Below are 22,643 nucleotides of genomic sequence, written 5' to 3'. Positions count from 1 at the left end.
TCTCGACCCAGATCTAGCGATCGCTCGGCCCCTGCAAGCCCGTTGCGGCCTCGTGGGGCCGCGAGTCGATCGTGGGCCACTCGGGCACCTCGTACTCGGTCGGCTCGTCGACGCCCATGGTCCGCTTGATGAAGTCCCACTGCAGCATGCGGTACTGGCGGGACCAGATGCCATGGCGGCTGCCGGGGTAGATCGCGGTCTCGAACAGCTTGTTGGCCCGCTGGAGGGCAGAGATCAGCAGGATGGAGTTCTGCAGGTGCACGTTGTCGTCGATGGTGCCGTGCGCGATGAGCAACCGCCCGTGCAGGTTGCCCGCGCCCTCGACCGCGCTGGTCCGCCGGTAGCCCTCGGGGTTGGCCTGGGGCGTCGACATGTACCGCTCGGTGTAGATGGTGTCGTAGTCCCGCCAGTCGGTCACGGGCGCACCGGCGATGCCGGCACTGAACAAGGTGCTGTGCGTGAGCGCATAGGCGGTGATGTACCCGCCGAAGGAATGGCCGTTGATGCCCACGCGGGACGCGTCGGCCCAGTCATTCCGCAGCACCCAGCGGACGGCGTCCTCGAGGTCCTGCAGCTCGCGGACGCCCATGTTGAGGTAGGTCGTCCATGCGCTCCGTGCGCCCTTGCCGCTGGCGGGGTAGGGATCGGTGCGGAGCACGACGATGCCCGCCGAGCACAGCAGTTGCTCCCACGTGCGGCCACGCTGCCAGCTGTCGCGGACCGTCGGCGCGTGCGGGCCGGCGTAGGTCATCACCCAGATGGGGTAGGTCCGCGTGGGATCGAAGTCCGGCGGATAGTGCAGGATGCCCTCGAGCTCGATGCCATCGTGCCGCGTGGGGATCGTGACGTGCTCGATTCGCCCGAGGTCGTAATCCTCGATCTCGTAGACCGGGTTGGTATCCAGCCAGCGGATGAGGGCGCCGTCGACCGTCGAGCGGAGGGCGACCCGCGTGGGTTGGTGCATCGTCGACCACGAATCGATGAACATCGTGCCCGACGGGTTGAGGCGGACCGAGTGCGTGCCGCGCTCGTGCGTCAGCCGCGTCAGCTCGCTGCCGTCGAGGCGGATCTTGTAGAGATCGCTGCCGATGTGCGAGTTGGTCGTGCCCGTGAAGTAGATCCAGCCGTTGTCCTCGTCGATGCGGAGCACGCTGCGGCACTCCCAGTCGCCCTCGGTGACCTGGCGGATGAGCTTGCCGCGGCTGTTGTAGTGGTAGAGATGCTCGAAGCCGTCGCGCTCCGACGACATCAGGAAGCTGTGATCCTCGAGGTAGATCGCGTCGCCGGGCGAAGTGATCCATGCCTCGGTGCGGTCGCGGAAGAGCGTCCGGGGCGCACCGCCGCGGTTGGATACGTGCAGGACATCGAGCCAGGTCTGGATGCGGTCCTGCACGTGGACCACGCAGTTGCGGCTGGTGGGCGTCCACGAGACGTGGCTGATCAGGAAGAGGCCGTCGTCGTAGCCCGACAGGTCGGCGAACCGCGAGGCGCCGCCGTCGCGGGACACGATGCCCAGCTCCACGCTCGGGTTCCGCTCGCCCGGACGGGCGTACCGCTCGACCTCGATGACCTGCTCGCGGCGCTGGTTATCGACGATGGTATACGTCGGCACGGCCGAGCTATCGGTTACGAGGTAGGCGATGTGGCGGGAGTCGGGGCTCCACCAGTAGGCCTTCCAGCTGCGGCCGAAGAGCTCCTCGAAGTAGAGCCAGCTCGCGCGGCCGTTGCGGATGGTGTCGGTGCCGCCGGTGGTCAGGGCGCGGGAGGTCTGCGTCGCGACGTCGACGACCCAGAGGTCGTTGTCGCGGATGTAGGCGACGAACTCACCGTCGGGGCTCAGCGACCAGGTCTGCTCGGACTCGGGCGTGGCGGTCAGCCGGACCGCGGCATCGCCCGAGGGCGAGACGTAGTACAGGTCGTCGGCGTGCTCGAAGACGAGGCCGTCCTCCCGCGGGAAGCGATAGCCGCTGCGGGCGACCCGCTGGGCGCGCTCGTCATCGATGGTCGGCAGCTCGGCGATCGTGTCGGCGACCGCCCGCCAGTCCCGCTCGGGCTCGGCATCGACGGGCCGGCCGGTCTCGGCGTGCACGCGGAAGGTGCCGGGGATGCCCGGCACCGTCTTGGCGAGGTGCTCGTCGTCGAGCCAGCGGAGCTGCGCCCCGCCCGGCCCGCTCAACGGGGGCGGGTTGCGGCGGTGCACGACCATGTCCGCGGTCATCCGCTTGGGCGGCTCGCGGTCCTCGGCCAGTGGACGAGCGGCACGGGCCAGGATGGGCGCCGGCTCGGGCAGGCGGTAGATCGGGAAGGTGCCGCCGGGCCTGACATCCCCGTCGAACAGGTGCTCGTCGAGGAAGTTCCAGCTCGCCAGGCCGTCGGTCGCCTGCGGCTCGAGCATGTATGCCGCCAGGTTGCCCAGCGGTTGCTCGGTCCGAACCAAGCTCCAGCCCGGCTCGATCCGCACGCCCCGCGTCCGCGGCGTGACCCGCGCGATGTCGAGCATGTGGTGGCCCTGGAACTCCCGGGCGGACTGCGTGACCTCGTCGATGCGGTAGGTCTCGGCGTCGAGCTCCATGCCCTCGCGGACCTCGTGCACCTCTATGCCGTGCCGCTGCAGGTGCGTCGTGATCTCGGCGAGGTCGGCGGGGATGAGGTAGGCCCACGGCCGCTGCACGCTGAGCGTGGGCTCGAAATCGTTGATGAGCTGGACCTCGTAGGTCCGCTCCTCGTCGGTCGCGGCGACGCGGTTGCCCTCGTCGTCGTACTCCTGGTAGCCCAGCACCGAGAGCGTGCCCGGGAACGCGACGGCGCGCTCGCGGAGGGCGACGGTCCGCGCTGAGTCGGTGTCGTTGAACCCGTCGGCGGCCGCGATAGCGCGGCGGATGGCGGCCTGGTGCTCGACCGATTCCTGCAGGACCGCGCGGCAGAACTCGAGCGTGGCGAGCACGCGATCCTCGAAGCTCGCGTACGAGTATGCCTCCGACAGGATCGATACGCGATTGCGCAGGCCGCGATAGGCCGCGCCATAGCGGGGCCACGCGGGGTAGGTCGTCCACTTGGTGTGCCCGTCGGCGAAGTTGCCGTAGACGAATGCGTTGTAGTCGGTCTGGTCCTCGAAGCGCTGGTCGATCTCGGGTAGGAAGCTGTCGCGGACGAACTCGACGAGGTCCGGATGGCTCGCGGGGTGCTTGGGCCCTTGGTAGGTGAGCGTGTAGCGGTGGTTGGAGCCGTTGGTGGTGTGCGAGTCGACGATGACCGCGGGGTCCCAGTGCCGCATGAACCGCACGAGGGCGCGCGTCTCGGGCGCTTCCATCTTGATCCAGTCGCGGTTGAGGTCGAGCCCCTGGGCGTTGGCGCGCAGGCCCATCTCGTCGGGGCCGTCCTGCCCCGGGCGGTTGTCGGCGGCCATCTTGTCGTTGGAGTCGGGGTTGTAGTTGGGCACGAAGCACACGATGAGGTCGTCGAGCAGCTCGGACGGCTCGCCCAGCGCGAGCTCCCGCGCGAGCATCTGGAGCGCCTCCTTGCCGCAGGTCTCGCCCGAGTGGATGTTGCCGAAGAGCAGCACAACGAGCTTGCCGCTCTCGCGCGCCTCGGCGGGGCTGGCGATCGGCGGGTCGGCCACGACCAGCAGCGGCAGGTCCTTGCCCTCGTTGGACTGCCCGATGGAGCCAAGCCACGTGCGGTCGCTCTCGGCGTGCAGTTCGCGGAGGAAGGCCTCGACGTCGGCGGAAGTGCCGGTCTTCTGGTAGCCGGTGGCCTCGGCGACGGTCACGAGCGGCGGGCGTTGGTCCTGCCACGCCCACGCCGTGGACGCCAGCGAGCACGCCAGGGCGAGCAATGCGGTGCGCATGGAAGCCTCCGGGCCCGGATCGGGCGATCTCGTGTGTTTTCGGACCAATCGGGGCCCGACTCCACTCGCGGTTGTACCACCGCGGTGCGGGCTGTTCAAGCGGCGGCCGGTCGATCGACGGCCTGGGAGGTCAATCCACGACCCGCACGCCCTCGGCGGCGGTCAGCGCGTCGAATAGGGCGGCGAGCCTTGCGGTAACCGGGCCCATGGCACCATCGCCGATGCGGCGGCCGTCAATCTCGACCACGGGCGCGATCTCGCCCATCGTGCCGGTGCAAAAGGCCTCGGCGGCCCGGTAGGCCTCGGCGAGCGTGATGTCGGCCTCAGCGCACGCGATGCCGTGGGCGTCGCACAGTTCGAGAACGGCCGACCGGGTGATGCCCTCGGGGCAGGCGGCGGTGGTTGGCGTGCGGATGCGGCCATCCTCGACGAAGAACAGGTGCGTGGCGTTGGTCTCGGCGACGAAGCCCCGCGTGTCGAGCATCAGCGCGTCGTCGGCGCCGGCAGCGTTGGCCTCGAGCTTGGCGAGGATCGACGTGAGCTGGTTGCAGGAGTGGATCTTCTGGTCGAGCACGTCGGCCGGGGGGCGGCGATGGGCCGACGTCTTGAGCGTCACGCCCGACTTGTCGTACACCGGCGGCTTGTGCTCGGCCAGCACGATGAGCGTGTGCCCCGCGGTGTTGATCCTGGGATCGAGCCCCGACGTGTACTTGACGCCCCGCGTGAGCGTGAGGCGGACGTGGACGCCGTCCCGCATGGCGTTGGCCTCGAGCGTGCGCGCGACCTCGCGGGTGATCTCGCCGTCGCTCGGGATGCTGGCGTAGGCGAGCGCGACGGCCGACCGCCGCAGCCTGGCGAGGTGCTCGCGGAGTCGGAAGATCCGCCCGTCGTACAACCGCAGTCCCTCCCACACCGCGTCGCCATTCTGCACCGACGAATCAAACGGGCTGACGCCGGCGCGGTCCCTCGGCAGCAGATCGCCGTTGATGTTGACGATGAGATCCTGGTTGAGCGGGTTCTCACGCTGGAGCACGGGGCGTCTCCCGGCGTTGGGCACCGCACTCGATCGGCGCCAGGGCGTGCTCGATCAGCCGCTCGTAGAGCGCCTCGCACTCGCGGAGCAGGGTGAGATGCCTGCCCGGCACCTCGGTGTTCTTGGGCGCGTAGGGCGCGAAGCCGGTCGACTGCTCGACGTTGGCATACCAGTGCGGCGCCCACACGCCGTCGGTCTCGCGGAGGCCGGGCTCCCACGAGAGCATGCGGTCGCAGTATTCGACGCCGAGCGCGCCGCACAGCGCCCGCAGCATGCCGGGCGGATTCGCGAGGACCATCCGCGACTCGACGACGGGGAGCGCGCCACCGAAGCGATCGAGCAGTTCGACCTGCGCGGGCAGCCCGGTAGCGTGCACGTCGGGATTGGGCAGCACCTGGATGAGCGAGGTGAGCATCTCGCGGGGTTGCCGCACGAGCAGCGCGTTCGCGAGGCCGTCCACCCAGCCACGATCCATGCCAGGTAGCAGGTGGTGGGCCATGTGCTTCTGGTACATGATGTCGCAGCCGGCGGGCGGCGGCGACGTAAGTTGCGTCGTGATGAGTTCGAGATCAGTTTCGCCGGCGGCGATGATGTCCTGCGCGCCGGGGTGGTTGATGCGAGTCTGCAGTAGGTAGTGCGCGTACAGCGGCTCGTCGACCACCATCGTGTCGCCCCGCGCCTCCCACGATCGCATCATGGCCGTGGAGATGTTCCGCGGACCCGACCACATGGCGATGAGCTTGGGCTGAGGCGTTGTCTGAGGCACGAAAGGCTCCCCGAAGATCAAGACCTGCCACGCAGGCGGGGCGACGCTACGCCCGGCGGGCGGCGTGCGGTCGACGATGGCGGCCGGACAATTCTGCCCACGCGATGCTACATCCGCTGGACACACCACTTATGCGGGGATAGCGTTGCGTGTGAAGCTGCTCCGCACCACCATGTGTCCGATGTGTCGTCGAATGCGACGCCCGGCCGGTGCGTGCGGTGACGTGGCTCCATAGCCGCGTCTCCAGTTCAGGGTAGAGACCTGAGCACCACCGTCCGGGCATCGGCGGTGGTGCTTGTCGTTTGGCATCACCCACCAGTCGGCCGCCCCCGCGTACGGACGCTCCGAGCACGAGAGAGCACGTCCCGACCGACGTGGCGCTATCGGTGCGCTACGCGCCATCAACAGGACACAAGACGCGAACCACGCGGCGCGCCACCGCGCCGCGGCAACGCAAGCGAGACGCGCGATGCCAGCCACGATCACCGACACTCCTTATGTTCTCAAGTTCGGCAGCTCGGTGCTCCGCGGGCCGGCGGACGTACCACTCGCCGTCTCGGAGATCTACCGGCACCTGCGGCTGGGGCGGCGGGTCGTCGCGGTGGTGTCGGCCTTCCGGGGTCGCACCGATACCCTCATCGCGCACGCGGCGGCGTGCGATCTGGACGCGAACTCGCCGGCGGCGGCGGGCGTGATCGGGCTGGGCGAGGCCGAGACGGCGGCGCTCCTGGCCGCGGCGCTCGGCAACGCGGGGCTTCCGGCCTCGCTGCTCGACTGGAGGACCGCCGGCCTGCGGGCCACAGAGACGGGGACCAATGCGGGGGTGGCTGGCGTGGACGCCGCGGCCGTCCGAGGCGCCCTGGCACATGGTCGCGTTGCGGTCGTGCCCGGCTACGTCGCCGCCGCGCCCGACGGCTCGCCCGCGGTGCTGGGGCGTGGGGGTAGCGACCTAACGGCCGTCGCGCTCGGCGCCGCGCTCGACGCGGAGGTCCACCTCATCAAGGACGTCGGCGGCGTCTACGAGCGGGACCCCGCCGTCGCCGCCGACGCACCCGGGCGCTACCAAGGCATCTCGTATGCGGACGCGCTGGTCGTCGGCCGGCAGGCGGTGCAGCCGCGTGCCGTGGAGCACGCCGAGAAGACCGCGGTGCGTCTCTCGGTGGTCGCACCGGGGAGCGATGCGGGGACGAGCATCACCCGGAAGGCCAGCCGGCTCGCGGCGGAGGGCCATCGCCTGGACTCCGCGCCCGAGCGCCCGGTGCGGATCGCATTGCTCGGGATCGGCACGGTGGGGCTGGGCGTGGCGCGGCGGCTGGCGCGGGAGCCCCGCCGGCACGGCGTCGAGATTGCGCTCGTGCGGGATGCGGCCATCGCCCGGCCGGGCCTGCCGCCCACGGTGCGGATCACCGACCACCCCGACGACGCCTTCGCGACCGATCCGGACGTCGTCATCGAACTCATCGGGGGGACCACGCTCGCGGCCGACCTGGTCGAGCGCGCGCTCGCCGGCGGCCGCAGCGTGGTGACCGCCAACAAGGCGCTCATCGCATCGGACGGCGCAAGGCTGCACGCGATCGCACGGGAGCACGGCGCGCAGCTGCTGCACTCGGCGGCGGTCGGCGGCGCGCTGCCGGCCATCGAACTCGTGCGGGCGGCACGAGAACGCGGGCCGATCGCATCGATCCGCGCGGTGCTCAACGGCACGTGCAACGACCTCCTGAACAGGACGGCGAACGCCGGCACGACCCCGGTTGGCCTGGAAGAGGCCATCCGCGCCGCGCAGCTCGCCGGATACGCCGAAGCGGACCCGTCGCTCGATCTCTCCGGCGATGACGCGGCGCAGAAGCTGGCGATCCTGGCGCGCGAGGCCTTCGGGCTCGAACTCGACCCGGCGCTGATCGAGCGGGAGCCGCTCACCGACGAGGTTATCTCGCGGTCGATCGCCGACGGCCCGCTCCGGCAGATCGCGCGGGTCGATTCCGAGGGCCGGGCATCGGTCCGGTTCGAGTCCGCAACGGATCGACTCCTTGCCGAACTGCCGGGCGCGTGGAACGCCATCGAGATTGCCCTGGCTGACGGAAGTCCGCCGGTGACCGCGGCCGCGGCCGGCGCCGGGCGATGGCCCACAACCGAAGCCGTCGTCGCGGACGTCGCCGAACTCGTGCGGGCGGCGTCCGATCCGCATCGCGCCGATCGAACCTCTGCCGCCTCGGATGCGCCGCTGGCGACTCCCGCCGGCGCGTAGGCCGGCCGCATCCCCGACACCCCCGACACCCCCGACACCCCCACCGAAAGGAACACGCCATGACCACGATCCAGCAGCACGCCGACCTCGGCACGCTCGCGTTGCACGCGGGCCAGGAGGTCGATCCGACGACCAAGTCGCGGGCGGTGCCGATCCACGCCACGACCAGTTACGTCTTCGAGGACACCGCCGACGCGGCCGACCTGTTCGCGCTGCGGAAGTTCGGGTTCATCTATTCCAGGCTGATGAACCCCACGACCGACGTGCTCGAGAAGCGACTGGCGGCGCTCGACGGCGGCGTCGGCGCGCTGGCGGTCTCCAGCGGTCAGCAGGCAATCCTCTACTCGATCCTGAACATCGCCCGCGCGGGCGACAACATCATCAGCGGCACCAGCCTGTACGGGGGCACCTGGACGCTGTTCAGCCAGACGTTCAAGCGGTTCGGCATCGAGGTGCGGTTCTTCGACCCGTCCGAGCCCGAGCGGATCGCCGAGCTCGCCGACGCGCGGACGCGGGCGGTCTACATCGAGACCATCGGCAACCCCAAGAACGACATCCCCGACTTCGAGCGACTGGCGGAGGCCGCTCATGGCATCGGCGTGCCGCTGATCGCCGACAACACGGCACTGACGCCCGCGCTGTTCAGGCCCTTCGACCACGGCATCGATATCGCGGTCTACAGCCTCACCAAGTTCCTGGGCGGCCACGGCACGCACATCGGCGGGGCGATCGTAGATTCGGGCCGCTTCGACTGGACGCACGAGGCGAGCCGCTGGCCCGAGTTCACCGAGCCCGATCCGTCGTACCACGGCATCGTGCTGGCCGAGGCGCTCGCGCCGCTGGGGAACATCTCGTACATCATCCGGGCCCGGACGCATCTGCTCCGGGACCTCGGCGGCACGCTCAGCCCGTTCGGGTCCTTCCAGTTCATCCAGGGCCTGGAGACGCTGCACCTCCGCCTGCCTCGGCACACCGAGAATGCGCTCGCGGTCGCCCGCCACCTGGAAGCCCACCCGGCGGTGGAATGGGTCAACTACGCGGGGCTCGAATCGCATCCTTCGCACGGGCTGGCCAATCGCTACCTGACCGGGGGCTACGGCGGGATCGTGGGATTCGGCATCCGCGGCGGGGCCGAGGCGGGCAAGGCATTCATCGAGCACACGCGGCTGTTCAGCCATCTGGCGAACATCGGCGACGCCAAGAGCCTGGCGATCCACCCGGCGACGACGACGCACTCGCAGCTCACGCCCGAGGAGCAGGAGCGGACCGGCGTGACGCCCGAATACGTGCGGCTGTCGGTCGGGCTGGAGAACCTCGACGACATCCTGGCCGACATCGACCAGGCGCTGGCGGCGTCGCAACCGTGAGCGCCACGGCACCGTCCGTGCGGCGGATCGATCGCGCAGCGGGCACGGTTGCCGTCGCCGCGCCCGGGCGGCCGCTCGCGCTGGAACTCGGCGGCAGGCTCGACCACGCCGAACTGGCATACGAGCTGGTCGGCCCGGAGGCCGCGCCCGTCACGGTCGTCGCGTGCCATGCGCTCACGGGCGATGCGCATGCAACCGGCCACGAACCGGAAGACCGTCCTGGTTGGTGGGACACGCTGATCGGCCCGGGCCTGGCGGTCGACACCGGGCGCGTCCGCGTGCTGTGCGCGAACGTGCTGGGCGGATGCTCGGGCTCGACGGGACCGGGGAGCACCGACCCGGCAACGGGGCGGGCGTACGGCGACGCGTTCCCACCCGTCACGATCCGCGACATGGTGGCCGCCCAGATCCGGCTGGTCGATGCGCTGGACATCCGGGGTCCGCTCGTCGTGCTGGGCGGGTCCATCGGCGGCTTCCAGGCCATCGAGTGGGCGGTGCAGGATCCGGTCCGGGTGCGGGCGGCGGGGATCATCGCCTCGGGCGCGTCGCTGGGTGCGTTCGGGCTGGCATTCAACTCGATCGCCCGGCGGGTGCTCGGCGCGGTGCCCGGCGATGCGGCGCCGGGGCAGAGCGGCATGGCGTTGGCGCGGCAGCTCGCCCACCTAACGTATAGGACGTCGGAGGCCTTCGACGCCAAGTTTGCCCGGCGACGCGCGGACGACGGCGGATTCGAGGTCGATCGATACCTCCACCACCGCGGCCGCAGCTTCGAGGGTCGCTTCGAGCCCGCGAGCTATCGCGTGCTGCTGGACGCCATGGACCAGTACGACGCGTTGGCGGGGCACGCATCGCTGTCGAACGCCCTGTCGCGTGCATCTGCGGACGTGCTCATCGCCTCGTTCGATTCGGACTGGCTCTTCCCGCCGCGGCAGGGCGAGGAGCTGGCGGCGGCCGCACGAGACGCGGGGCTTGCGGCGTCGTGGGAGTTGCTGCCCTCGGTCGACGGGCACGACGCCTTCCTGCTACCGCACGACGGGCTGTCCGCCGCGGTGGCCCGGCTCATCGAGAGAGTGCTGCCATGACGATTGCCACTGCCGACCGCGCGGCGCCGTTGCTGGGCGACCTCATGCCGGGCAGCGGCTGGCCCCGCATGGACGCCGGCGAGCGGGAGCGGCTTCGCCGTTCGCTTGAGAGCTCGACGATCGAGGTCGTGGGCGCCACCGGGGCCGTCGGGCTCGAGGCGTTCGCGCTGCTGGCCGAGGCTGGGGTGCCGGCGGAGCGGGTGCTGGCGACGGGGTCGTCGCGATCGGCCGGATCCTTCGTGCCGTACGGCCCCGGGCAACTGGAGGTCCGCGCGACGCACGGACGCGCACCGACGCACGCGCTCCTGGCGACGCCCTCGCGGGTCTCGCGCGAGCTCGCACCGCTGCTGGCGGAGCGCGGCGTGCGGGTGGTCGATTGCTCGTCGGCCTTCCGCGGCGACCCGGACGTGCCGCTGGTGGTCCCCGAGATCAATGGCGGCGGCGTTGGGCCGGACGTTCGTCTCATCGCTGCGCCGAATTGCACGACGACGATCGCATTGATGGCCGCGGCCCCGATCCGGGATCTCACCGGCCTGCGCTCTCTCGAGCTGGTGTCGTACCAATCTCAGTCGGGCGCGGGTCTGGCGGCGATGCGGCGGCTGATCGATGAGACGCGGGCCGTTCTCGGCGAGCCCCATGCGGGTGTCGAACCAGGTATGGCCAATCCGGCGATGGCGTTCAACGTCTATCCGCACGAGTCCGAGGTGGACCGGACCAGCGGCCTGTGCGGCGAGGAGGCCAAGGTCGCCGCCGAGACCCGACGCATCCTGGACCAACCCGACCTCGATGTACACGCCTGCTGCGTGCGGGTAGCGTCGCTGCGGTCCCACGTTGTGGTGCTGCGCCTGCATACCGAGGCGTCCGCGTCGGCGGACGAGATCCGCGGATCGCTCCGAGATGCCGCCGGCGTCCGACTGGCGGCGGGCATGCTCTCGGCCGGCGCGGCGGCCATGTCGTGCGTCGTGCTCGTGGACCGCGTGCACGTCCGGCCTGCGGCCGGCGGCGGGAGCATCGTCCGGCTGATCGTCGCGGGCGACCAGCTGCTCCGCGGCGCCGCGTGGAACGCGCTGGCGTGCTTCTCGTGCGGCCAGACGGTGCCGTCCCCACCTTAGGCCGGACCTGGTTCGCGGACGCGGCGGCTGCGATCACGCCCGAGATATCGTCCTCGCGGCGCTGGATCTGGGGACACCGAGGCATCGTCGACCCTGCTGCGCATCGCATCAATGTATAGGGTGAAATCGAGCGCGTTCTTTACGACGTCTTTGCCAAGGCTCGATGGTATTGCCCGTCTGGATCCGCTACCTTCCTGCAGCGTGCGATGCTTCCGACCGAGTGATGAGTCGCCTCCAGCCTGGCCGTCAGGAGGGACGCACCGATGATGCCCAGGCCCTGCTCGTTCCTGCTCCTGGGAGCCGCGCTGTGCGGAGCCTGCGCGCCGGCGACGCGTGTGCAACCTTCCCTGAGCCCGGCGGACGGCACGACCCGCAACGTCATCCTGTTCGTGGGCGACGGCATGGGCGTGTCGACCGTGACGGCTACCCGCATCTACTCGGTAGGCGTCGACGGCGAGCTGGCGATGGATCGGATGCCCTTCACGGCCCTCAGCCGCACCCACACCGCGGACTACATCGTCCCGGATTCGTCGGGCACGATGTCGACCATGATGACCGGCGAGCCGTGCAATTCGGGCGTGGTCGGCTTCCTGGCCGACACCGAGCGGGGCGACTTCAATGGCGACGGCGACGGCCTGCGGCCCTGGACCGTCGCCGAGCTGGCGAAGCAGGCGGGCATGAAGGTCGGCATCGTGTCGACGGCCCGGGCGACGCACGCCACCCCGGCGGCCTGCTATGCGCACGCCAACGAACGCAACGACGAGGACGGGATCGCGCTGCAGTCCCTTCCCACCGACGCCTCGTACAACGCACGGCTGGCCGACGGGCTGGACATCCTGATGGGCGGCGGCCGGCGGCACTTCATCGATCGCGCCATAACCGACGAGGAAGGCAGCCACGGTCGCCGGATCGACGGCCGCGATCTCCGCCAGGAATTCCGGGACGCCGGCTACACGTACATCTGGAACGACACGCAGCACGACGCCCTCACGCCCGGCGACCTGCCGGTGCTGGGCCTGTTCGAGCGGAGCCACATGGAGTGGGAGTGGGACCGCGGCAGCGACGCGGGCGGCGAGCCCAGCATCGTCGACATGACGACCAAGTCGATCGAGTTGCTGAACGCCGCGTCGGCAGGCCGGGACCGCGGCTACTTCCTGATGGTGGAGTCGGGCCGCATCGACCACGCGCATCACCTGACCAATGCCTTCCGGGGCCTGCACGACACCGAGGCGTTCGACAAGGCCGTGGCCGCCGCCATCGAGGCGGTCGACCTGCGGGACACGCTGATCATCGTGACCGCCGACCACAGCCACGTGTTCAACATCGGCGGCTACCCCCTCCGGCCGAAGAGCGAGCTGGGCTACGAGCTGATCGAGTCGACGCCCGAGTACGACACGGCGTCGGCGGACCCGCGGAGCTTCATCTTCGACGTCGCCTACGGCCAGGGCGACGGGTTCGTGAGCGATAGGACCGACGCCAACGGCATCCCGTACACCACGCTGGGCTACCTCAACGGACCGGGCGGCCTCCGCCGCGGCGAGGAAGCCCGCCCCGACCCGCGGAGCGACGACTTTCCGGGCATAGACGGCGTCACCGTGCCGAGCGGGCCGACCGATCCGGATTACCTGCAGGAGGCCGGCATCCCGCTGTCCAGCGAGACCCATTCGGGCGAAGACGTCGCCATCTACGCCATCGGCCGTGGTGCGGGCGCATTTCGCGGCACCGTCCGCAACGCGTACATCGCCGAGGTCATGCGCAATGCACTTGGCTTGCGGAATCACGATCCCAACTAGGCTTCGTGGCGCGACCGCGTGGTCGCGCCGATCGATTGCGGCTCTGCGCTCTTGGCCGGGATCACGACACATGCGACGATTGGCACCGGCAACGCTCATCGCCCTGGCGACGGCAGCCGCGTTCGGCCAGAACGACCCGGCGCGCGAGCACCGCCCCCCGCCGCCGATGACCGATCGCGATCGCGCCGTCCTCGATGCGCTGGCGACGCTCGAGATCGTCCGGCCCGGGCACGTGGAACGCCTGGAGCACGACGTGCCCGAGCCGCACGCCTACAGAGATACCCCGGCGGCAGCGGAGGACCTGCCCACGCTCCGCTTCCGGGTGATCCGCACGCTGGAGAGCACCGGCGCGGACCCGCGTGCGGGTGCGTCGACCGAGGATCTGGTGACCCGATCGTCCGAGGCCGTGAGCATGCAGCCCGCCGCGGGCGGCGAGGCCTGGTTGTTCACCCGCAACACCGCATTCCCGTCGCGATCCATCGGTTACGCGATTGACCTCGAGCGGCGGCTCATCCTGGAGCACGAGGACACCGATCTGCGGAGCCGAGGCATCGTCCGTGATTGGCTGGACGTGCTCGTGCTCGGATTCGACCTGGCGTGGCTCGACCGGTGCCGACCCACCGGCGAGGCGACGAGCGTGTCGGGCTACGAGTTTCGCCGGTACCTACACGAGCCGACGGACACCGGCGAACTCACCTGCGAGGTGTGGTGGAGCGAGGAGCTTCTGCTGCCACTGGAGGTCACGCTGTCGCGGACGGCGGACGGCGCGACCCATTGCTGGGTCCAGCGCATCGAGGACCTTGAAGTCCTGCCGGCGGGCGAGACGCCTAGTGAACTGCGGCCTCCCGCCCGGCAGCGATTCGTGCGGACCTTCCAGCGTATGACGCTCGGCGATTGGTACGAAGTCCACTTCGGCTGCGACTGCCCGATGCCCGGGCAGGGCCTTTCGACGGCGGTGCGAGGCCGCGGCGCAGGAACCTCGAGTACCGCGATCCCTCCGCCGGCTCGCTAGTCGTCATCGAGAGTGCGTGCGCCCCCCGCACGAGCGGTGCGCGTTCAAGGCGGAACCAACCAGCAGCGGGCTACGGGGTCCGGCGCGTTCCCATGCCGAACTGCTCGCTCGCCCAGCGGCGTCACGATTCGTCCTCGATCTCGAGCGACAGGATCCTCAGCCGATCGATGGTCCGGTCCGAGACTCGGCCGGCCTTGACCTCCAGCCGCGTGATGGGCTGCGCCCGCGACTCCTGCAGCGTGTGCACGAGCGCGCCCATTGAGGGCTCGCCACCGTCGGCTAGCGGAAACACCAGGCGACCATCCGGGACACGGGGGACGGCATCGAGGCCGTCGACGGTCGATGTCATCGCGTCGACGCAATCCAGAACATCCGCAGCCAGGTCCGCAGCGGCACTTCGGTCGCTCGGGCGAGATCTTCGTCGGCGCGGACGCGCTCGAGTTCCCTCGAGATGCCGATCCGCGACGCCGGACGGGATCGATGCGGGGCTCGAATCGCCATGCCGCGTAACTTCGTGCCAGATCACAAGTAGCGACCGCGGGACCGCGTTGCCGCGCAAGTAAACTCCGGTGCAAGGGACGGTTTGGCACCGCGCGATTATGCTCCCCGCGTGGAGAATACTGCGCTGGTCGAGTTCCGCCGCTCCCTGCACGCACGCCCCGAGCTTTCGGGCGCCGAGATTGGCACGCACGACGCGGTGCGGGACCGGCTTCGGGGCTTCGGCCCGATTCAGATGCTGGAGCGCCTCGGTGGCACCGGGCTCGCGGCGATCTACGACAGCGGCACCCCTGGGCCCCGCGTGATGGTTCGTGCCGAACTCGATGCCCTGCCCATCATCGAGCGCGGGTCGCCGCCGTACGCGTCGACGAACGCGGGCGTGATGCACGCCTGCGGCCACGATGGGCATATGGCGATCCTCGTCGGCCTGGCGGCCGCGCTCGCTGGGCGACCGCCCGAGCGTGGTCGGGTCGTACTCCTCTTCCAGCCGGCCGAAGAGACTGGGGCGGGGGCGGCCGCGGTGCTGGCCGACGATCGCTGGTCGAATTTCGAGCCGGACATCGCGATCGCACTGCACAACCTTCCGGGCTACCCGCTAGGCGGCATCGTTCTTTCGGAGGGCGTGTTCTGCTGCGCGTCGCGGGGGATGCGGGTCGTGCTCTCGGGGACGGCCGGCCACGCGGCGCATCCGGAGGACGCTCGCAACCCGGCGCTCGCGATCGCGAGCCTCGTCGCCGCGCTGCCCGGGCTGCCGCAGCGGGCACTGAGCGGGGCCTTCGGCTGCGTGACGGTCTGCCACGTGCACGCCGGCGACGATCGCGTGTTCGGCACATCGCCGGAAGTCGGAACCGCGTGCATGACGCTCCGCACGTCGACCGATCGCGATATGGCGCTGCTGGCGCGTGAGGCCGAGGGCACCGTCCACCGGGTCGCCGAGACGCACGGCATGGCGGCCGAGATCTCGTGGCACGACGACTTCCCCGCGGCGGCGTGCGACGCCTCCACCGTCGGGCTGGTGCGCGACGCCGCATCGCGCCTCGGGCTGGAGACCATCGAGCGAACCGAACCGTTCCGCTGGTCGGAGGATTTCGGCCGCTTTACGCAGGGCCGCCGGGGCGTGCTGTTCGGCCTCGGGGCCGGCCTCGACCAGCCGCAGCTGCACCACCCCGAGTACGACTTTCCCGACGAGTTGATCCCGTTGGGCGTGCGGCTGCTCGAGACGATCGTGCGGCGGACGACTTCCGACTCGAGTGGGTAGCGAGTCCGCTACTTGACTCGGAACGTCCGGCGATCGACGTGCGTGCGGCCGTAGAGATCGGTGTGTCGGACCTCGACGGCGTGCGTGCCGGCCGGCAGGCCGGCGGGGATGTCGCCGACCCAGATGTGGTGCGAATCGCGAGGCTCCGGCAGGCCCCAGCTGGACTGCAGCTCATCGGGTAATTGCTGTTCGCGGGCGTGCGTCGCCGCGTAGATCGGATCGGGCCGAACGTCGAAACGCATGGCGGTCCAGGCCATCGACGACGCCGATAACGCCGGGTTCGGCACGATCCGCATCTCGACGGCATCGCCCTCGACCCCGTTGAAGACGTTGACGACGACCTCGCCGGTCGATGACGCATCCAACTCGCCCGGCAGGTTGCCGCTGGCGTTCGTCTCGAGATGGATGTTCATCTGGTGATCGGCGGGCTGGCGGGCGGCGCGGAATTCGGTGGTGTACCGATTACCATCGAAATGCACGAGCGTGTAGCCGTTGGGCGCGCCGTCCCGCATCGTGGTGTGCGGCAGGCCGATCTCGTCCCGCATGCCGTTGAACCACGAGCCCGAGGCGGTGACCGCGTTGAGGTGGTGGTGTACGGGCTGCGGGAACCGAGCAGGGTCGGCCTGCGTGTGCTGGTTGGGGCCGGCGCCCGGCGCGGGCTCGTAGCCGTGCTCGGAGCCGAAGAACCAGTGCTGCTGCAGGTGCGTGTGGCCCGAGAGGCTGAGCGTGCGGGGATGGCTCGACAGGGCGCCTAGCAGTTCGGTCAGCTCGGGGACACGATGCACGCCCTCGCCGTGCATCTCGAGGGGGATGTGGAAGGCGAGCACCACGAGGTCGTCCTTCGGGACGACGGCGAGGTAGTTCTCGATAAAGCGGATCTGCTCATCGCGCAGCCCGCCGCGATAGTTGCGGGTCTGGGGCTGCCGCTCGGCGGGCCACTGGTCGACGGCCTCGTCGCGGTATCCGTCGAAGCCCTGCCAGATCACGTTGTCGAGCACGATGAAGTGCACGTCGCCGTACTGGAAGGCGTAGTTCGGCGGGCCGTACACGCGCTCGAAGGTCTCGTCGGCGTAGCGGTCGGGATCGGCCTGGGTCACGCCGCTGTGCCCGGACATGAAGTTCATGTCGTGGTTGCCATAGACGTTGTACCACGGGACGCCCAGCATGGCCTGTGCCTCGTTGAGCGGGCCGTAGAGGTCGAGGCGATCGCCAACGAGATCACCGAGGCTGATACCGAATGCCGCACCGGCCGCGTTGCCCTCGGCGGTCACCAGCGGATCGATGACCTCGGCCCGGAAGAAGTCGACCTGCTCGAGCGAGTACGGCTGCGGGTCGCCGAACACGATGGCCGTGAAGCTCGTCGGCTCATCGACGGGCACGAGCGGGAAGGCGATGGTGCCGGGCAGCGGACCGGTGGGCTCGACGCCCCGGAAGGCGAAGCCGTCGTCGGGCGAGCCGTTGGGCTTGTGGATGTAGTACCCGCGGGGCAAGCCCTGGGCATCCAGGGCGACCTGGTAGCCCTTGGGCTTCACGACCGAGATGATCGCGTCCTCGGCATCGATCCGCAGCGTGAAGTTGCCCCGTTCGTCGGTGAGCACGACGCGCTCGCTATCGGTGACGGCCACGCCGGCGATGCCGGGCTCGCCATCCTGCCGCGCGCCGTCGGCGTTGCGATCGAGGAACACCACGCCGCGGGCGGTCGTGGTCTGCTGGGCAAGAGCGGCGCCGGCGGCGGCGGCAACGGTGGCGATGGCGATCGCGGAACGCAGCGTCATGGGACGAATCTCCGGTGTCCGTGGGAATGAGCGTGCCATGCTAAGGTCCCGCTCCGGCCGACCGACGTCCGCGCCGCGCTCAGATTGTGCAAAGAAGGCCGGCGGAACGGAGCATCCTGCAGCACGGCCGTTGCACCCTCCAGAGCCGTGCACTCCGCCATCCAATGGTCTTCCCGCGGCCCGGCCGGCGATGTCTCGAAGAACGTGCTAGTTGCTATCCTTCTAGGAGTTAGCTGCCGTGGCGCGCGAAGACGACCGGGGAGGGGCCGCGATCACGACAACCGCCACGATCACGCGATCACGGCCAGTGGTCCCGCCCGCCGAGCCGCCACCGGCCCGCCTCGAGGTTCGGGATCTCCGCTTTGCTTATGGGCGCGGCCGGGAGATCCTCGGCGGCCTCTCGTTCCGGGTGGTACCGGGGGCCGTGCTGGCCATCGTCGGCCCGTCGGGCTGCGGCAAGACCACGCTGCTGCGGCTGATCGCCGGGCTGGAGAGGCCGGCCTCGGGCAGCATTGCGCTCGATGGCCGCGAAGTCGCGCGCGGGCGGAGCTTCGTGCCGCCCCACCGCCGCCGCGTGGGCGTGGTCTTCCAGGACTACGCGCTGTTCCCGACCATGTCCGCCGCTGGCAACGTGCGATTCGCGTTGCGGGAGCTTCCCCGGCGGCAGCGACGTGGACGGGCGGCCGAGCTGCTCGAGCAGGTCGGCATGGGCGACAAGGCGAGCGCGATGCCCCACACACTCAGCGGCGGACAGCAGCAGCGGGTTGCGCTGGCGCGGGCGCTCGCGCAGGACCCGGTGGTGATGCTGCTCGACGAGCCATTCTGCAACCTCGACGCCGGCCTGCGGAGCAGCCTCCGCGGTGAGACGCTGGCGATGCTGCGTAAGCGGGGCGTGGCCACGATGCTGGTCACGCACGACGCGACCGATGCGGCGGCGGCCGACGAGCAACTCACGCTGCCAACCGCGACGTAGCGATTGCCTGCACCTCTAACGCTGGACGGCGGCGGCCGCGTTCTCCCAGGCCAGCATGCCGCCACGCAGGTTGGCGACGTCGAAGCCGGCACGCTTCAGGTAGCCGCACGCGCGGGCGGATCGCTCGCCGCTGAGGCAGTTGATGAGCAGCATCGATCCGCGCGGGACTTCGTCCATCCGCCCTGCGAGCCGGGTGTGGGCGATGTTGGTCGCGCCCGGCAGGTGGCCCTCGGCGAATTCGGTCCGGCGGCGGACGTCGAGCACCGCGACATCGGGCGAGTCCACGAGGCCGATGGCGTCTTCGACCGCGACCTCCTCGATGCCGTCGAGCCGCGCGGCGGTCGCAATCTCTGCCGCCGGACACCAGCCGCGGATGTTGTCGAGCCCGATGCGGACGAGATCGCGGACGGCCTCTTCGAGATTGGCTCCCTCGACCACGAGGTACACGTCCTCGTCGTCGCGGACCATCGACCCCACGTCGGTCGGGAACGACCGAATCAGCGGGAAGGACAGCGACCCGGGCAGGTGGCCCGCGCGGAAGTGCTCCCAGTCCCGGGTATCGACGATGGCGACGCGCCGTGGATCGAGGGCGCGAAGCTCGTCCGCCGAGATCTTTGATGGGCTGGGCAGCGACCCGAGCACCGCGGGGCCGGCCTTGTTGTCCCGCTTCATGCGGGCGAAGTACATCGGCGGCTCGGGCTGGCCGGCCAGGATGAAGTCGACGAATCCCTGCTCGGAGTCGGCGGCGCGGATCGCCGGGTTGAAGCGCTTCTCGTAGCCGATGGTGCTGGTGGGCACCGCCCCCAGGGCCTTGCCGCAGGCGCTACCCGCGCCGTGGGCCGGCCAGACCTGCACGAACTCGGGGATCTCGTCGAGCCTCCCGATCGTCTTGTGCAGGCGCCTTGCCGCGGGCTCCATGGCGCCATCGATGCCCGCGGCCGACTCGAGCAGGTCGGGGCGGCCCAAGTCGCCGACGAATACGAAGTCGCCCGTCGCCACGCCGACCGGCGCATCGGCGCCCGCCCCGCGATCGGTCACCAGGAAGGCGATGTGCTCGGGCGTGTGACCCGGCGTGTGGAGCACGCGGAAGTCGATGTTGCCGACGGTGAACGCGTCGCCGTCCTTCAGCAGTCGGTAGTCGTACGAGCCGCCGTCGAGTTCCTCGTCGGCCTTGGCATCGAGCCACTGGTACTTCCAGTCGGCGTCGCCCTCGTCCGAGAGATAGACCTTCGCCCCGACGCGCTCGGCCAGCTCGCGGCAGCCCGACACGAAGTCGGCATGGATGTGCGTCTCGGCAGCCGCGACGATCCGTAGGTCGTTCTCGGCGGCGAGATCGATGTAGCGGTCCACGTCCCGCTCGGGATCGATGATGATGGCCTCGCCGGTGCGCTGGCAGCCGATCAGGTAGGCCGCCTGGGCGAGCTTCTCGTCGTAGATCATGCGAAGGAACACGGCGGATCTCCGTCGAAGTACGGCCGTCGGAAGCGGGCGCCCTGGCCGTACCGGCTTGCTGCGGGCACCGTTCGCCCCGGCGTCCTCCTGATTCTAATGCCGGCGAGCCCGGAGTGTCGGGATCTGGGTTCGCGGGGCCCCGCCCGCGGGGTGCCGCCCCCGCTACGCTCTCGATCGCAAGGAGCCCCGCCATGCCGATTGTCCGCGTCGTTCTCGCACTCGTCGCCCTCGCGCTCGCCGCGATCCCCTCGCACGCCCAGGAGCGGACCCACGTCTACTGCGGCCAGCTGCTGGCGGTTCCCGGCGAGGCCCCCCTGGGCGCCTCCACGGTCATCATCCTGGACGGCGTCATCGAGTCCGTCCGCGAGGGCACGGTGCGGCCCACCGACGGTGCGGCGGAGGTCGACCTTTCGGACCGCTTCGTGCTGCCCGGGCTGTTCGACTGCCACACCCACATCACTGGGCAGTCGGTGCCCGTGGGCGAGCGGATCCGCCGCGCGATGCAGGAGACCTACGAGTACGCGGCCATCGACGGCACCGTGTACGCCGAGAAGACGCTGATGGCGGGCTTCACGAGCATCCGCAACGTGGGCTCGGGCGGCCGGACGGCGCTGGCGCTGCGCGACCGGATCAACGCCGGCATGGTCGTCGGCCCGCGGATGCTCTGCTCGGGGCCGGCGGTCTCCGTCACGGGCGGCCACGGCGACTGGACCAACTCCTTCTCGCCCGTGCTGCGGCCCGACCAGGGCCCCGAGACCGGTCCCTCCGACGGGCCCGCGGAGGTCCGCAAGGCCGTCCGCGCCCGCATCCGCGAGGGCGTCGACCTGATCAAGATCACCGCGACCGGCGGCGTGCTGAGCTACACGGGCACGGGCGTCAACCAGCAGTTCTTCCAGGACGAGCTCGACGCCATCGTGGAGGCGGCGCACCGCATGGGCCGCAAGGTCGCGGCGCACGCCCACGGGGCCGACGGGGTGAAGGCGGCGCTGCGGGCGGGCGTCGACTCGATCGAGCACGGCACCTACACCGACGACGAGGCGATCGCGCTGTTCCTCGAGACCGGGGCGTACCTCGTGCCCACGATCCACGCCGGCAAGTTCGTCGCCGAGAAGGCCGAGCAGGAGGGCTACTACCCCCCCGCCATCCGCATCAAGGCCTCCCGCGTGGGCCCGGAGATCCAGGCGATGTTCGCCCGCGCCCACGAGGCTGGCGTCAAGATCGCCTTCGGCACCGACGTCGGCGTCGGCGCGCACGGCACCAACGCCCTGGAGTTCGTCTACATGACCGAGGTCGGCATGAGCAACGCTGACGCGATCAAGAGCGCCACGGTGAACGCGGCCGACCTGTGCGGCGTGCTCGATACGCTCGGGACCATCGAGCCGGGCAAGCACGCGGACCTTATCGCGACCGCGTCCAGCCCGCTGGCCGACATCACCGAGCTGCAGCGCGTCCGCTTCGTGATGAAGGGCGGCGTGGTGCACAAAGCGGAGTAGCGCACCGCTGGACTAGAAGCCATCACCGCGGCGTTCCGCGCCAGCAGCTATTCGCCCAGAGATGCCGTCAGCGAGGCCCAATAGCTCTTCCACTGGATGGCGTCGCGGTCGTCGACCCGCGTCATGTGCAGCGACGTGAACCGCCACGAGCCCTCGAGCGTCTCGGGCAGCGTCGCCCGGCCCTGGTCATCGGTCCGCAGCTCGATCCGCCGCGTGGGTGTCCGCTCGCTCGTTGCCACGATCCGGGCGTGCACCGCGGGGCGGCCCTCGTAGAACACGCGGAGCGTCATCGGGCCGTCCTGGCCGGCGGCGTCGAGCACGATCTCGTAGGGCAACCCGGCGACGCGATCGATGAGCACGCCCGCCTCCTCGCCGACCGAGACCAGCGACTTGGCGCAGCGGACGTACACCTCCCGGCCCGGCTGGTCGGCCTCGCCCAGCTCGGCTCGCAGCTCGACGGCCCACTCCAGGTGCTGCTCTTGCAGGTACGCCAGGAAGCGCTCGGGCGGCAGCACGCTCTCGACCTCGCGGCTCTGGTACACGATGATTCCGGTGCCCTGCTCAGCGGGCCGGACCATGCTCTCGAGCCGGCCGTGCCTTCCGCCGACGGGCAGCACGTCGCCCCCCAGCAGCATCTCGTAGCGCTCGATGTATGGCGTGTTCCTGGGCACGACGTCGTGGTGGTCGTCGTGGCCGTTGAGCAGGTAGACCTTGGAGGGCTGTCCGGCCTGCATCACGAATCGGGATGGCCGGATCCAGAACTCGTGGGCGCTGGCGGGCAGAGCCGCGGCGAGCACCGTCCCCAGGATCGCGATGGCGTGCAATGGGGTCATGTTCCTTGTCCTTCTGGAGTGGTCGTGGTATCAAGGCCGCCGTCGCGCTTCCGCGCCGCGGCGGCTCCGGGCGGTGAGCCCGATCTCTCTCGCTCTCTCCTTGG

The 22,643-nt window shown here is 70.2% G+C and carries 16 protein-coding genes; 9 read left to right on the top strand and 7 right to left on the bottom strand.

All coding sequences use genetic code 11. The features are described from left to right. Positions 1-13: 13 nt before the first annotated feature. The 3 genes from AAFX79_00205 to AAFX79_00195 form a co-directional block, all read right to left on the bottom strand. Positions 14-3,847 carry a DPP IV N-terminal domain-containing protein gene (locus tag AAFX79_00205; GenBank protein MEO1006971.1) on the bottom strand — a complete coding sequence of 1,278 codons (3,834 nt, stop codon included), beginning with the start codon at positions 3,845-3,847 and terminating at the stop codon, positions 14-16. A gap of 130 nt (positions 3,848-3,977) precedes the next feature. Next, a complete protein-coding gene (locus AAFX79_00200; protein MEO1006970.1) occupies positions 3,978-4,880 on the bottom strand; it encodes an aminotransferase class IV in 903 nt (300 codons plus the stop codon). Continuing rightward, positions 4,867-5,646, bottom strand: a complete 780-nt coding sequence (locus AAFX79_00195) for an HAD family hydrolase (protein MEO1006969.1) — start codon at positions 5,644-5,646, stop codon at positions 4,867-4,869. The genes AAFX79_00200 and AAFX79_00195 overlap by 14 nt, the downstream gene beginning before the upstream one ends. 469 nt (positions 5,647-6,115) lie before the next feature. Between AAFX79_00195 and AAFX79_00190 the strand changes: the two genes are divergently transcribed. From AAFX79_00190 to AAFX79_00165, 6 genes are all read left to right on the top strand, one after another. Beyond that, positions 6,116-7,891 carry a hypothetical protein gene (locus AAFX79_00190; protein MEO1006968.1) on the top strand — a complete coding sequence of 592 codons (1,776 nt, stop codon included), beginning with the start codon at positions 6,116-6,118 and terminating at the stop codon, positions 7,889-7,891. A gap of 59 nt (positions 7,892-7,950) precedes the next feature. Beyond that, positions 7,951-9,258, top strand: coding sequence for an O-acetylhomoserine aminocarboxypropyltransferase/cysteine synthase (locus tag AAFX79_00185; GenBank protein MEO1006967.1), 1,308 nt, complete (start codon positions 7,951-7,953; stop codon positions 9,256-9,258). Continuing rightward, positions 9,255-10,340, top strand: coding sequence for a homoserine O-acetyltransferase (gene metX / locus AAFX79_00180; GenBank protein MEO1006966.1), 1,086 nt, complete (start codon positions 9,255-9,257; stop codon positions 10,338-10,340). Before AAFX79_00185 ends, metX begins: the two co-directional genes overlap by 4 nt. Then, on the top strand, positions 10,337-11,452 hold the full coding sequence (locus tag AAFX79_00175) for an aspartate-semialdehyde dehydrogenase (GenBank protein ID MEO1006965.1): 1,116 nt from the start codon (positions 10,337-10,339) through the stop codon (positions 11,450-11,452). Before metX ends, AAFX79_00175 begins: the two co-directional genes overlap by 4 nt. A 263-nt stretch (positions 11,453-11,715) precedes the next feature. Then, positions 11,716-13,245 carry an alkaline phosphatase gene (locus tag AAFX79_00170; protein ID MEO1006964.1) on the top strand — a complete coding sequence of 510 codons (1,530 nt, stop codon included), beginning with the start codon at positions 11,716-11,718 and terminating at the stop codon, positions 13,243-13,245. Between the two features lie 70 nt (positions 13,246-13,315). Next, positions 13,316-14,257: a hypothetical protein gene (locus AAFX79_00165; protein MEO1006963.1), complete on the top strand. Its 942-nt coding sequence runs from the start codon at positions 13,316-13,318 to the stop codon at positions 14,255-14,257. A 121-nt stretch (positions 14,258-14,378) separates the two neighbouring features. On the opposite strand, the gene AAFX79_00160 is transcribed toward AAFX79_00165, so the two are convergent. Beyond that, on the bottom strand, positions 14,379-14,606 hold the full coding sequence (locus AAFX79_00160) for a hypothetical protein (protein MEO1006962.1): 228 nt from the start codon (positions 14,604-14,606) through the stop codon (positions 14,379-14,381). 261 nt (positions 14,607-14,867) lie between these two features. On the opposite strand from AAFX79_00160, the gene AAFX79_00155 reads away from it, so the two are divergent. Then, positions 14,868-16,013, top strand: coding sequence for an amidohydrolase (locus AAFX79_00155; GenBank protein ID MEO1006961.1), 1,146 nt, complete (start codon positions 14,868-14,870; stop codon positions 16,011-16,013). Between the two features lie 8 nt (positions 16,014-16,021). On the opposite strand, the gene AAFX79_00150 is transcribed toward AAFX79_00155, so the two are convergent. Next, the gene (locus AAFX79_00150) at positions 16,022-17,788 is read right to left on the bottom strand and encodes a calcineurin-like phosphoesterase family protein (protein ID MEO1006960.1); all 1,767 of its coding nucleotides are present in this window, start codon (positions 17,786-17,788) and stop codon (positions 16,022-16,024) included. A gap of 307 nt (positions 17,789-18,095) precedes the next feature. On the opposite strand from AAFX79_00150, the gene AAFX79_00145 reads away from it, so the two are divergent. Next, positions 18,096-18,761 (top strand): ABC transporter ATP-binding protein, encoded by a 666-nt coding sequence (locus AAFX79_00145; GenBank protein MEO1006959.1) that lies wholly within the window; start codon positions 18,096-18,098, stop codon positions 18,759-18,761. A 15-nt stretch (positions 18,762-18,776) separates the two neighbouring features. On the opposite strand, the gene AAFX79_00140 is transcribed toward AAFX79_00145, so the two are convergent. Continuing rightward, complete coding sequence (locus AAFX79_00140) at positions 18,777-20,213, bottom strand: MBL fold metallo-hydrolase (protein MEO1006958.1); 1,437 nt, start codon at positions 20,211-20,213, stop codon at positions 18,777-18,779. 191 nt (positions 20,214-20,404) lie between these two features. Between AAFX79_00140 and AAFX79_00135 the strand changes: the two genes are divergently transcribed. After that, complete coding sequence (locus tag AAFX79_00135) at positions 20,405-21,706, top strand: amidohydrolase family protein (GenBank protein ID MEO1006957.1); 1,302 nt, start codon at positions 20,405-20,407, stop codon at positions 21,704-21,706. A 47-nt stretch (positions 21,707-21,753) separates the two neighbouring features. On the opposite strand, the gene AAFX79_00130 is transcribed toward AAFX79_00135, so the two are convergent. Then, positions 21,754-22,539: a DUF4198 domain-containing protein gene (locus AAFX79_00130; protein MEO1006956.1), complete on the bottom strand. Its 786-nt coding sequence runs from the start codon at positions 22,537-22,539 to the stop codon at positions 21,754-21,756. Positions 22,540-22,643 lie beyond the last annotated feature (104 nt).

Source organism: Planctomycetota bacterium, assembly GCA_039819165.1.
In the GTDB taxonomy this organism is placed as follows: domain Bacteria; phylum Planctomycetota; class Phycisphaerae; order Phycisphaerales; family UBA1924; genus JAHCJI01.
The sequence above is the reverse complement of the archived record's forward strand: the minus strand, read 5'-3'. Positions and strand labels throughout refer to the sequence as shown.